At 64.7% G+C, this 12,439-nt stretch carries 11 protein-coding genes; 4 read left to right on the top strand and 7 right to left on the bottom strand.

Annotated features, from left to right (window positions below):
• Positions 1-77: 77 nt before the first annotated feature.
• Together MRBLAR12_RS01320 and MRBLAR12_RS01315 are read left to right on the top strand one after the other, a co-directional pair.
• Positions 78-743: an FMN-binding negative transcriptional regulator gene (locus MRBLAR12_RS01320; protein ID WP_229995307.1), complete on the top strand. Its 666-nt coding sequence runs from the start codon at positions 78-80 to the stop codon at positions 741-743.
• A 493-nt stretch (positions 744-1,236) separates the two neighbouring features.
• A complete protein-coding gene (locus MRBLAR12_RS01315; protein WP_229995291.1) occupies positions 1,237-1,521 on the top strand; it encodes a hypothetical protein in 285 nt (94 codons plus the stop codon).
• Positions 1,522-1,547: 26 nt separating this feature from the next.
• Here the strand turns inward: MRBLAR12_RS01315 and MRBLAR12_RS01310 are convergent, their stop codons facing one another.
• A complete protein-coding gene (locus MRBLAR12_RS01310) occupies positions 1,548-2,714 on the bottom strand; it encodes an alanine racemase (protein ID WP_364742879.1) in 1,167 nt (388 codons plus the stop codon).
• 69 nt (positions 2,715-2,783) lie between these two features.
• Complete coding sequence (locus tag MRBLAR12_RS01305) at positions 2,784-3,650, bottom strand: MIP/aquaporin family protein (protein ID WP_229995293.1); 867 nt, start codon at positions 3,648-3,650, stop codon at positions 2,784-2,786.
• A 265-nt stretch (positions 3,651-3,915) separates the two neighbouring features.
• On the opposite strand from MRBLAR12_RS01305, the gene MRBLAR12_RS01300 reads away from it, so the two are divergent.
• Together MRBLAR12_RS01300 and MRBLAR12_RS01295 are read left to right on the top strand one after the other, a co-directional pair.
• Complete coding sequence (locus MRBLAR12_RS01300) at positions 3,916-4,701, top strand: potassium channel family protein (RefSeq protein WP_229995294.1); 786 nt, start codon at positions 3,916-3,918, stop codon at positions 4,699-4,701.
• Between the two features lie 66 nt (positions 4,702-4,767).
• Positions 4,768-6,471: an alkaline phosphatase D family protein gene (locus MRBLAR12_RS01295; protein WP_364742875.1), complete on the top strand. Its 1,704-nt coding sequence runs from the start codon at positions 4,768-4,770 to the stop codon at positions 6,469-6,471.
• Between the two features lie 77 nt (positions 6,472-6,548).
• Here MRBLAR12_RS01295 and lepB read toward each other — a convergent pair whose 3' ends face one another.
• From lepB to MRBLAR12_RS01270, 5 genes are all read right to left on the bottom strand, one after another.
• Positions 6,549-7,049 carry a signal peptidase I gene (gene lepB, locus MRBLAR12_RS01290; RefSeq protein ID WP_229995308.1) on the bottom strand — a complete coding sequence of 167 codons (501 nt, stop codon included), beginning with the start codon at positions 7,047-7,049 and terminating at the stop codon, positions 6,549-6,551.
• A gap of 5 nt (positions 7,050-7,054) precedes the next feature.
• Positions 7,055-8,542 carry a multicopper oxidase family protein gene (locus MRBLAR12_RS01285; RefSeq protein ID WP_364742872.1) on the bottom strand — a complete coding sequence of 496 codons (1,488 nt, stop codon included), beginning with the start codon at positions 8,540-8,542 and terminating at the stop codon, positions 7,055-7,057.
• Positions 8,543-8,772: 230 nt separating this feature from the next.
• Entirely contained in the window at positions 8,773-10,023 is a 1,251-nt protein-coding gene (locus tag MRBLAR12_RS01280; protein WP_364742869.1) for a sensor histidine kinase, read from the bottom strand.
• An 85-nt stretch (positions 10,024-10,108) separates the two neighbouring features.
• Positions 10,109-11,662, bottom strand: coding sequence for a response regulator (locus MRBLAR12_RS01275; protein WP_364742866.1), 1,554 nt, complete (start codon positions 11,660-11,662; stop codon positions 10,109-10,111).
• A gap of 117 nt (positions 11,663-11,779) precedes the next feature.
• Positions 11,780-12,292 carry a hypothetical protein gene (locus MRBLAR12_RS01270; protein ID WP_364742863.1) on the bottom strand — a complete coding sequence of 171 codons (513 nt, stop codon included), beginning with the start codon at positions 12,290-12,292 and terminating at the stop codon, positions 11,780-11,782.
• Positions 12,293-12,439 lie beyond the last annotated feature (147 nt).

The following is a 12,439-nucleotide window of genomic DNA, read 5'->3' as shown; positions in this document are numbered from 1 at the left end:
CCCGAACCTCGCACACCGCGCCCACGCCCCGAACTCCGCAACCCTTGTCCGATCCGCGATCCGAACGGAAGATCCCCGTGTACATCCCCGCACACTTCGCTGCCAGCCCCGATTCAGTCCGGCAACTGCTCAGCCGCCCGGCCGCAGCCAACCTGATCACGTCAACGGCGAACGGCATCCTCGCCACGCTGATGCCTTTTGTCTTCGACCCGACGTCCGGTGAACATGGTGCCTTGCACGGGCACCTCGCCCGCAACAATCCCCAGTGGTCCGAACCTGCCGCCGGCGAATCGCTCGCCATCATCCAGGGTGCCGACGCCTACATTTCGCCGTCGTGGTACGCGTCCAAGGCAGTGCACGGACGAGTGGTGCCGACTTGGAACTATTCCACCGCGCACGTGTACGGCAACCTCGTCATCCACGACGACCCGGCCTGGCTCGCCAGCCATGTGCGGCGGCTCAGCGATCACAATGAAGCCGGTTCCGAGCGGCCGTGGACTGTCGACGATGCCCCCGAGCGCTACATTGCCGGGCAGCTGCGCGCGATCGTCGGCGTCGAACTCCTCATCACCCGGATCGAGGCCAAGCACAAGCTCAGCCAGAACCGGCCCGACGCCGACGTTGACGGTGTCGTGGCCGGACTGCGGGCCCGCGGGCAACTTCAAAGCGCCGCCGACGTCGAGCACGCGCGTGCACGGGCAGGATGCCCGCACTCCGACGCTCCGGCCGGGCCCGCTTCCTGAGCCGGGCGCGGGCTGGCCGCCGCACGGAACACACTCTCATTGCCCTGGGTTCCGCTGTTTTCGCTACGTTTTCGGACCGGCGACACGCAATAGATCCGGCGCTACGGGGATTACCGCAGCGCCGGACCTATTCCGCGTCACGCGTCCGTTTCCATAGCGGACTCCGCTGACGACGGCGCCCAGGCCCTTCCGCCGTCGGCGTCCTCGTGAGCGAATCGGCCACGGCGCCGCGGCTGCCGCCGGAACCCTGCCGCATGCATTAGACGGGTTCGAAGCGGCCTTTCGCTTCTCCGCGCGTTTCCTGCCTGTAGGCCCAGAGCTGCGCGGGGACGCCAATTCCAGCCTTGTGCATCCAGGCTGACGGGTCCTTACTGGTGGGAGGAGACCAGGCCGCCGGCCACCAGGGCGCGATATCCCAAGGATCCAGCTCCCCGGTTCATCGGCTCGGGCGGCAGGGACTCCAACCGTCGGACCTGGATCTAGGAGGACAGTCATGTTCGCTCGTGTCAGCACGTATCAGCCCGGCCCGGACAGCTCCGGGGCCCCCACCGATGACACCGTCAACCGGGTGCTCCAGCTGCCGGGATGCCTGGGCATCTATTACTTGCTTGGGAAAGACAACAAGTCACTGTCCATCACGCTGTGGGAGGACGCGGACGCCCTTGCCGGCAGCGAGCAGGCTGCCGGCAAAATCCGCGCCGAGACCAGCGCGGAACAGCACATGCAGATCCTGGGCGTCGAGGAATTCGAAGTGCTGACCCGGCAGCTCAAGGCTTAAGGGCCTGAAGGAGTGACGGGCCAGAATCAGTCGGCGCCAGGGACTGTCGCCAGGGACGATCGGCGGAAGTCTGTGTGCCACACCTCAAGGTCGTGACCGTCACGGTCGGTGAGGACGTATTCGGGCCAGCGGTCGAACGCAGAGCAGGGATGGGATAGGCCGAAATCCACGGTATCGGTGACATCGAGTCCGGTGACTCCGGTAAGGACTGCGTGATGGTCGTAGAGATTCCGCACCCCTGCGGCTGCGCCTTTCTTTTCGATACCGTCGGCCGTCCGGGCCGAGAGGAAGGTTGGCAGTCCGGCGTCGTAGGGAAGATCCCGTTTGCCGGCACCGACAACAGCCATCCCCTCTTCGGGGGTGGACAGGACGACGGCGCGAACGGAAATCGCCGGGATGAGCCCCGGAACGGGGCTGACCGCGGCATAGGTGCCGTGATCGTGGGTGACGTAGCAACCTGAGCGCAGAATAATCCGTGTTCCGGGCACCTGGCCGCCGGCGGGAAGGAACTCAACGACGCGGTCCGGGAACGCGGACCCACCCATTGAATAGATGGGAGTGGCGGCCTCAAAGAACTTCGCCGCTTCCAGATACACGTCCCGCACCAGTCGGCAGTGTCGGTCAACGGCTGTGACCTTATCCTCCGCCCTGCTGTTGGGCACGACTCCTTCGTAACCGGCAACACCCACCAGCCTCAGCCCCGGCGTGGCCCGGACCAGCTCAGCCAGTACCAGACCCTCGTCCAGGCTGCGCACTCCCGTGCGCCCGCCGGGTGTGCCGACATCGATCAGCACCTCAAGGTCGACCGCGCCGCCGTCGAAGACTTCCGCCGCCGCCTCGACCCCGGCTGCCGAATCGACAAAACACCGGATTTCCCGGCCGGCGTCTTCCTCCAGCCACGTGCGGACACGCACCATTCCGAACCTGTCGACGATCTCATTGGCGACGAGAATGTGGTCATGTCCCCAAGCCAGGGCTGAGGCGACTTGATCCACGGTGGCGACGGTAACGCCGACCGCGCCAGCGGCCAGCTGCCGCTCGATGATCGGCGCCGACATCGTGGTCTTTACATGCGGGGCAAGTTCCACGCCCCGTTCCCGGCACCACTGCGCCATGACCCGGATATTGTTCTCGAGGGCATGGCTGTCGAGCCGCAGTTGCGGATACGCCGTCGCCAAATACTGTTCTTTCACTCTGACAATCTACTCGGCTGCGAATTGCGTTGTCGCCAACCTAGGCCTTGCCGGAGGTCCTAGCAGGCGCTACGGCTTCTCTTCCTCGGCGGCTGCGGTGAATAGAGCGCCCTGCGCAGCTCCTGAGCCTGAGCGCCCGCCGCCCGGGCCGCGCAGGATGAAGGCGATTCCGACGGCAGCCGCTGCGCCGACCAGTGGCCCGGCGACATACACCCAATAGTCGTTGAAGTTGCCACTCGCGAGATCAGGCCCGAACGTTCGCGCCGGATTCATCGACGTGCCGGAGATGGGACTGCCCCACAGGCCGGCCAACGCAATGTACCCGCCGACGCCAAACGCCCCGAGAATCCCGATATTCTGTGCTCCGGAGGCAGTCCCCAGGATGACGCTGACCAGCACCATCGTGAGCAGCGCCTCCATCCAAAACGCGGCGGTCGCCGGATAGCCTTGCGCCGGGTAGTTCGAACCGTAGGTCGCGGATACTCCGATCACGGCCTGCAGGAGCAGACAGGCCAGCGTCGCGCCGATGAGCTGAACGACGATGTAGCCAGGGACCCGGCGCCACGGGAAGTCGCCGCGGAGCGCGAACGCGATGCTGACAGCGGGGTTCAGATGCGCACCCGAGACCTTGCCCATGAACAGGATGATCGCCATCACCATCAGGCCGGGGGCCACCACGGCAGCGGTGCGGCTGATGACTCCGGGGAAGGCCTGGCTCATCATTCCGCCGCCGGCCGCGACAATCACGAGCAGGAATGTGCCGTACAGCTCCGAAAACAGGCGCCGCCATTCCTGGCGCGGATCATTGAAGTCCTCAATTCGCTGCAGGGCGTTCTGCTCCGCTGTGCCCAGCCTGCTGGGGATGAAGTGGCGATGCGCCTGGTCCTGGTGAGTATTGCCGCGTCCGGTCGCGCGCTTGCCCTGATCTTCCGCCATGGCTCTCAGCCTCCGCAGGTTCTGCCAAATTGGCCTGCCGTGGTCTGCCGTCCCAGCGCGGTCCGCCACCTCAGAACCCCAATGTACCGCTGCCCCACTCACTTGTCATCGCTGTTGTCCTTGCTGCGCGGGCTCTGGCTGGCGGCAGGCCTTGTTCCGTCGGCCGCCCGGGGCACCCTTGAAGAGGGTGAGTGGGCCGCAGAGGGCACAGGACTGGCGGCAATTACCTGAGGACATCCGGGGAACAAAGTCCTACGATTCAGCCATGACGCAACAGACATGGCAAAAGCATTCCGAATGGCCCCTGGTCGGCGCGGCCTTTGCTTTCCTGGCGGCCTACTCCATCCTGGTCATAGTGGACCCGCCCTCCCCCTACGCCGAAGTTCTGATGCTTGTCATCTGGTCGACGTGGGCCGCTTTTGGCGTCGACTATCTCATCAAATTGCTCCTGGCGCCCCAGCGGGGCCGGTGGTTCGTCCGCCATCCCATGGACCTGCTCATGGTGGTACTTCCGGTTGCGAGGCCGCTGCGGCTCCTGCGCCCATTCACGCTGCGCCAGGTCATGGAACGGGCCCCGGGCACTGCCATCAGAACGCGCGTCATGGCCTATGTCATTGCGTCCGCCCTCCTGCTCGTCTATACGGTGGCGCTGAGCGTTCTCAGTTTCGAAAAGGACGCCCCGAACGCAAATATCACCACGATGGGTGAATCCTTGTGGTGGGCCATTGTCACCATCACGACGGTCGGCTACGGGGACTATTTCCCCGTCACCGTTCTTGGCAGGTGGGCGGCGGCGGCTCTGATGGTCGGCGGGTTTGCAGTCCTGAGCATGGTCACTGCGTCAGTGTCGTCCTGGCTGATAGAGAGTGTGACCGCCGCAACCGCTGCGCGAAAGAAGGCGGCCGAACCCTCCAGGAGCGAGGAGTTTGCCCTCCTCACGGCCCAGATCAACAGGCTTCACGACCAACTGGCCCTGAGCCTTAACGAGACAGACAGAAACGAATCCGACAGTGGCCCTGCCGAAGGACAAGGACGCAAGGAACCACGTTAGGGGCAATCCAGCCGTCTAATCCCTGACGCCATGGCCGCATCCGGCCGGAGCGGGTACAACTGATTCATGACAACCTCCCCGTTGGTGCTCGGCCCTATGGTGCGGTACGTGGATGAGACGTCGGCGAGTGTCTGGGTGGAGACCCATTCTGCTGCCAGGGTTTCCATCCGTGCCGGCGGCAGGGACTGGGCCGCGCGTACGTTCGCAGTTCACGGTCACCACTACGCCCTGGTGGAATTAGACGGTCTGGAACCCGGTACGGTCACGCCTTACGCCCTCGATGTCAACGGAACACAGGTCTGGCCCGATCCCTCGTCCGGGTTCCCGCCGTCCATGATCGCCACGCTGACCACCGGCAAGCCGCTGCGGTTGGCCTACGGCTCCTGCAGGACCAGCGTGCCGCACGATGCCTCCGGCAACCGGACCCACGGCGTGGACTCACTGCGCGCCTACGCACTGAGGATGGCCTCCGGGGGTGACTTGCCGTGGCCGGATCTGGTGGCCTTCCTCGGAGACCAGGTGTACGCCGATTTGACCAGCGAGCAGATGCAGGAGTTCATCCGCGCCCGACGGGACATTAAGGCACCCCCCGGCGAAGAGCTCAAGGACTACGAGGAGTACGCCCACCTTTACTTTCTAGCCTGGTCCGACCCCGCGAACAGGTGGCTGCTGTCCACCCTGCCCAGCGCCATGATCTTCGATGACCACGACATCCGCGACGACTGGAATACCTCGCTGAGCTGGAAGAAGAAAATGGAAGCGACCTCATGGTGGCATGAGCGCATAGTCGCGGGGCTGGCCTCGTACTGGGTTTATCAGCATCTGGGGAACCTGTCGCCGCAGGAACGGGCGGACGATGCTGTCTGGCAGAGGATTGTCCGGCACGCAAGCGAGGATGAGATCGACGTTGGCGCAGAGCTTGACAGCTTCGCGGAGCGGGCTGATCGGGACCCGAAATCCTACCGGTGGAGTTACTGCCGCGATTTCGGGGACACCCGGCTGATCGTGGTTGACTCCCGCGCAGCCCGGGACCTGACGCCGGACGACCGGGCGCTGGTTGACTCGCCGGAAATGGCCTGGGTCGATGCCCGGATGCGTGGCGGTTTCCGCCACGTGCTCGTGGCGACGTCCCTGCCTTTCCTGTTGCCGATGGGCCTGCACTACGTCGAGTCGTGGAATGAGGCCGTCTCTGAAGGTGCGTGGGGAAAACGTGCTGCCCGGGCCGGCGAGAAGGTGCGCCAGGTGCTGGACCTTGAACACTGGGGCGCATTCCAAAACAGCTTCCGGGAAATGGCGGCCATGGCGAGCGAGGTGGCCGATGGCAAACGCGGCCCGGCACCGGAAACCATCACGTTCCTTTCCGGGGACGTCCACTACTCCTACGTTGCGGAAGTGGACCGTGCCTCGGGCAGCCGGATCCTGCAGGCGGTCTGCTCCCCCATCCGCAACCCGCTGCCCCGACTGATGAGGTCCTTCGCGGCCATCATGTCCTACGGTCTGGCCACGCCGGTGGGCGCCTTGGTTGCGCGCTCGGCAAAGGTACCGGACCCGCCGTTTCACTGGTCCGGCGTCAGGGGTCCGTGGTTCCAAAACAACCTGGCCCACTTGGAGGTGGTACCGGAAGGGCTGAAACTATGGTGGGAGACCGGCGTCGTGGACGGCGGCGATCACCAGCATCCCGGGCTGGAGCGTGTTGCTACCCTCACGGTGTCTGCGCGGAGCGCCCAGGACCCCGTTCAGGGGCAGCAGGGACAGCAGCGAAACGCATGACTGCAGCGGAAGCGGATCACGCGCGGCAGCGGGCGTCACCGCCGCAGTCCGGGACGCGTCGACTTTTGGCCGGCCAGCTACTTTTGCCCGGTCAGCAAGGTGCCTTGGATCGCCGCTATCGGCACTGCTCCGAAGTCCCTGGAATCTATTGACACGCCGCGGTTGTCCCCCAGGACGAAGACACTTCCGGCAGGTACCGTCTCGGGCCCGAAGTATGTGCCGTCTATTCGGCTGTGATCGATGAATGGCTCGACGACGGGAACTTCATCGACGAACAGTTCCGAATCCCGGATGGCTACCCTTTGCCCCTCTCCCGCAATCACGCGCTTGATCACCGTCCGGCCATCGACGGGGCTGGCAAAGGCGACGACGACGCCATTGCGGATCAGGCCCGCAGCTGCCGCCGGCTTGTACACGAACACGACGGCGCCCGGGGGAATCGTGGGGGCCATGCTGTCCGAGGAGACTGCCACGGGTTCCACCAGCCAGGTGCGGACAGCAAGGACAGCCAGGACGGGGATCAAAGCAGCTACCAGGAGCCTGCGCCGCGAGCGGCTGCCAAGGCCGGCCTGTTCCACCGCGTTCAATCCCGCTCATCGTCCCAGGCAGCCTTCGCCGCCGTCATGGGATCGTCCGCGTCCCAGTCGCTTTCCGTCAGGCCCACCCGGAACTGGACCATCATGTCGTGGTCCTCATGCGGCAGGTTGTGGCAGTGCATCATATAAAGGCCCCGGTGCGGCGTGAACTTCATCAGGAGCCGGACAGTCTCGTCCTCCCCGACGTACACCACGTCCTTTGGGCCGCGCTCGTGGGCCAGGGGCGGCGCCCCGTTGCGGCTGAGGATCTGGAAGTCCACGAGGTGGATGTGGAGGGGATGGAACCAGCCGCCGGACCTATTCTCGATCTCCCAGATTTCCACGGAGTTGAGGTCGGGATCGGCGATGACCTTCTTGTAGCCGCTGGCGATGACGTCCTGCCAGCTGTCGTCATTGATGGTCCACATGTTGGTGGAGTCGTTCCGTTTGACCCGGAACTTGCGTGTCTTCACGGATTGCCCTGGCTGTAGCGACATGGCCTCGCTGGTGGCGAGGGTGGTCGGGATCCGGTTCCACGTGGGGTCCGAGGTGTCCACCGGCTCGTCCGTGACGTCGAAGGCCATGATCTTGTTGGTGAAGTCGTAGTCCACGTTGTTCTTATTGGACAGGTTGCGGAGTTCAATCCGTTGCCCCGCCTTGTATTTCCGGAAGTCGACGAGGATCTCGTACCGTTCCGCTCCACCATGGCGCCAGTTGCCCACGGTCTTGGCCACAGGGACCAGGCCGCCGTCGGTAGCCACCACCACGACCGGATCACCGGTGCTGAGCGTGGGCCGCAAGGAGCGCGAGATGGAAGCGTTGAGGATCCGGAATCGGTAGACACGTTTCTGCACCTTCATGACCGGCCAGGGCCTGCCGTTGACGAGGATCACGTCCCCCCACAGCCCAGAGTGGCTGTTGTCGTCATAGCCCAGGGAACCGTCCGCGGCGAACATGGCATCGCTGACCGTCAGCGCGATGTCGAAGTTGCCCTGCGGGAGGAGCTGCCGTTCCACGGGATCGTGTAAGTGGTACTGCGCGGCGAGCCCCGAATAGGCATTCAGGGCCGTGAAGTGGACGCCGTGGTCGTGGTACCAGAGGGTGCGTGCCGGCTGGAAGTTGGGGTAGTGGTAGTCCTTGTAGAATCCCGGGTGCGTGATGTCGCTGGCGTAACCGTCGAATTGCGGCTTCGAAGCAGAACCATGCAAATGGGTGGACGTGGACAGGGCGTGTCCGTCCAGCGCATGCTCGGCCGGCAGCTGGTTCCGAATCCTCAGTACGGCTTTGGTGCCCTGATCCAGGCTGATCGTCGGTCCAGGGAACGAGCCGTTGTAACCCAGGATGGGAGTGCTCAGCCGGGGCAGAATGTTGGCCTTAGCGGCTTTCTGGGTCAGTTTGTAATAGTTGACGGGCAGGCCGTCCGCGGAGTCTGTACCCGAGGCGTAGGGCTGAAGTACCGGTGCCTGGACAAATGCCGTCTGGAATGGTTTCGGCATGTCGCTGGAACTTATGCGGCTGGCCGACTTGGCTTCGACCGAACCGGTTGGCAACATGGCGCCACCGGCTCCGAGAATACCCAGGCCCCCGATCAACAAAACCTGACGACGTGAAATGGACATGGCCGGTCTCCTTCGTGTTCGTCTACCAGACTTTGCAGGAACCTGCTTGGAGATAGCCTGAGACCGATTCCGCGACCTTGGGAGAAGCCTGTGAACGTGCGTGCGAGTCAGCGGGCCGCCGCAAGACGCGGTTGCAGCCGCGCTGTCACGGTGGTTCCTGCGCCTGGGACGCTGAGAATTTCCAATGCTCCGCCCGCTTCACGGATGGTGTCCTGGAGTATCCGCAGGCCAAGATGGCCCTCGGCGGACCCATGTGAGGTGTCGAAGCCCTTGCCGTTGTCCGAAATGCTTATTTCGGCGCCGTGTTGGTCTGTCCGCAGCGAGAGCACCACAGTGGTTGCACCGGAGTGTTTTGCGCTGTTGGAGAGTGCTTCCCGGGCCACGCGGTATAACAGCGCGGACGAACCACGGCCAAGCGGGACGTCGTCCGGGATCAGCAGATGCACCGTGAGGCCGCGTTCCTGATGCGGCTCCACGAGCCGTTCCAGAGATGTCCGCAGCCCCAGTTGTTCAAGATCGGGCGGATACAGCTCCTGCGTCATGGCCCGCAGGGCGCGGACGCTCTGTTGCAGTATTGTCCGGGCTCCGCCAAGGACCGGCCGCTGCTCGAGTGGGCCGTGGAGCTCTTCTGATTCAAGGGCATAGCCCAGCCCGGAGAGGTCCTGGATCACTTCATCGTGCAGGTCCCGGGCGATTCTGCGCCGCTCGAGGTCGGAGGCCTCAACAGCGCGCTTAAGCAACCGGTTCCGGGATACCTGATGGTCCTGGATGCCGCGGGCCAGCCGGATGGCGGGGGGCAGTTGGGCGAGCTGCAGTGCCGCCAGGGCGAGCAGCAGGGGCGGGATCATGCTGTACAGGACTGCTTGTTGCTCGTCACGCACCGGGTCGTCGTCGTAGTAGGCCTCAAAGATCAGTGGTGTACCGTCGGTGGCCGAGGAACTGACGTAGACCTCCACGAGTTCTCCCGAGGCCAGCTCGTACTCATTCTCCAGTTCCTGCTGGCTTTCCAGGGAAGCCGTCCCCGGCCCCCCGGCCAAGAGGTCCCGGCCCCAGTCGGGCAAGTCGAAGCGTTGTCCCACGAGCGAACGAATGTCCGAATACACGACTCGGCCACTGCTGTCCCACACCTTGATTCGCAGCACCGAGGCGTCGTTTCGCCATGGCTGCAAGGCCTTGTCCAGTGCGTCCAGCGCGGATCTGTCCCTGGCGAGCAGGTCCTGGTTCACGAGCGGTCTAATGGCAAGGTCCGCCACGCGTTGGGTGAGGAGAAGGGCATTGTCCAGGGCGTGCCGCTCCGCCTCGGCCCGGATCCAAAATGCAACCGGAGTCGCCACAATCAGCAACGCAAGAAAGCCCATCAGCAGGAATTTCGCCACGGCGGCCCGGACCAGGAAGCGTTCAGCTGTTCCCCGAAGGTGATCCGGCTTAGTGCCATCCTCAGGTTCAGAAGGCCTGGACATCGGACTTCACGCGCAGGATGCCCCGGACTTCAGCCTCAGCCATGGCTTCACTTTGGGTGTGCGAGCCCAGTTTGGAAAAGATGGTTTTGACGTGGCCGCGGCAGGCGCGGATCGAGATGCCCAGGCTGTTGGCGACCATCCGCACCTCATGCCCCTCGGACATCAAACGCAGAACGTCCAGCTCGCGGGGGCTGAGGGGTGGTCCAGGAGGGAACCCGGCGCTCACAGCGGGCGGGGCTCCGATCTGCGCCACCAACGAGGGATGCACCACCATGTTTCCTGCCCGGGCGTGCCGGAGAGTGTCGAGCATCGTGGCCAACGAGCCGTCCTTGGGCAGGAACCCGCATATTCCGATGCCCGCCGCCTGCCGCAGGACATCCTGGGACGGATCGCCTGTCAGCATGATGATGCGGGTATCCGGGCGGTGTTCCAGGATGTCGGCCGCGGCCGACAGCCCATCGCCGTCCGGCAAGTGATAGTCCATGACAACGACGTCGGGCTCCAGTTCGCGGCACATCTGTACGCCGCTGGCCACGGAAGCCGCGGAGCCAACGCTGCGAAGGTCCGGTTCCCGGTCCAGCGCGCCCGTCAGCAGTTCGGTGAAAGTCTTGTGGTCATCGATGGTCAGGATCCGCAGGGTGGCCTCGCCGGCTCCTGCTTCGCCGGCGGGGGTGCCCGCGGCGGATGCCTGGCCCGCGGGAGCTGCGGCAGCCGGTATTACGGCTCCGCCGGTCAGCCGCAGGAGGCGCGTGTGCGCGGCACGCAGGGTATCGCCCGGGGTGCACCCCATTTCCTGGTGCAGTGTGCGCCTGCATTGTTCAAAGGCCTTCAGCGCTTCGAGCGGCTGCCCTGATTCCTCCAGCCCCAGGACCAGGGAGGACCAGGCGCTCTCGCTGAGAAGATCACTTTCCAGGGTCTCCCTTGCCCAGTGGACCGCGCGCTCGGGCTGATGCAGCGACAGCGCCAATTCGGCGGCCTGCGCCCGGGCCCTGCAGACCCGGTGCTCATGGTTGTCCCGTTCTTCCTCGGCCCAGGGTGCCGTCAGCTCATCCCCCAGCAACGGCGCGGATGCCATGCCCAGTGCTTCCTGCAGGAGCTCCAGGGCATCGCCGGGCTCGCACCTCGAGGCCCGGCGAAGTAAGTCATTAAAGCGGCCGACGTCCAGGTCTACGAGGGCGGGATCCATGACATAGCCGCCCGTGACGGTCCGCAGCGGACCGGACTTGCCCTGGCCGGGCTGCACACGTCGCCGAAGGACGCTGACGTAGCTTTCCAGCGTCGGCAGCGCCTCTGCCGGTGGCCGCCCGGACCACAGCACGTCGATGAGGCGGTCCTTTGATATGGGCGTGCCGAGATTGAGCAAGAGTATTTCAAGGACTTGCCGGGGCTTGGGGCCGCCAAGCTCGCCGGCATCGATGACTTCGGCGCCGCGCCGGATTCGCAGTGGACCGAGAAGTCGGACTTCGAGGACGCACTGTGGCAACACGTCCCCCGTGGTTGATGGACCGGCACTCTCTTGGGTCGGGGTGGGGAGCATGGCAGACCTGCATTTCGGACGGAATTAATGTTCCCCAGTTTTTTCCATCGAGCCAACCTCGGCACGAGTATCCGCTACTCATCTTTCCGGGCATTACGGCCAATCTGCGACAGGTAGTCAGCCGCGTCCCCGGTGGTGCGCCGCCCCCAAAGACAGCCCCGGCCCGCCCGGCAGCTCCAGCATCAGATCGATGGCCCGGTCCGGAAGCTCGAACACAAGCGTGGCGGTGAGGCTTTGCCCTTGGGGGACGTTCGCGGGGCCGGGAGAAAACCAGATCGCTTTCCTCGTCCCGGTTCCGAGGCCTGACACGGAGTAGTCAGCGGGATCATAGGAGAGGCCGCCTGCTTCCAGCGCCGTCAGCTCCACGAGCAGGCAAACCCGGTGAAGCCCCTCGGAGGGTGGATCGGCGAGCGCGGCGGAGGCGGCCGTAGGCAGCCCTCCGCCGCTCTCGACCGGCACGACGCCGTTGATCCGCGCCAGTCCCCCAGTGATGCCTGCTGAGGCGCCCAACGGGGAGGGCGGTTTTCGCGGAGCAGCGGTGACGACGCTGGCAACAAGGGCCCCTACAAGGACGAGCAGGACTACCGGAACGAAGATTTTCGCGCGCTGAAGCGTGGCTACCTTTGACATGTGGACTAGCTTCCCCGGAGTGCCCTAGGGAAACCCTTGGAACCCGCGGCGTCCGGGCACCGGCCCGCGGCAGCAGGTTCGCCTCATCACAGGATTGTTACAAGTCCCGATCCATACCGTGACGCTCACAAGTGCGCCGGCCGGCGC

Origin of the sequence: Arthrobacter sp. LAR12-1-1.1, from assembly GCF_040676555.1 — a bacterium.
GTDB lineage: Bacteria > Actinomycetota > Actinomycetes > Actinomycetales > Micrococcaceae > Arthrobacter.
The sequence above is the reverse complement of the archived record's forward strand: the minus strand, read 5'-3'. Positions and strand labels throughout refer to the sequence as shown.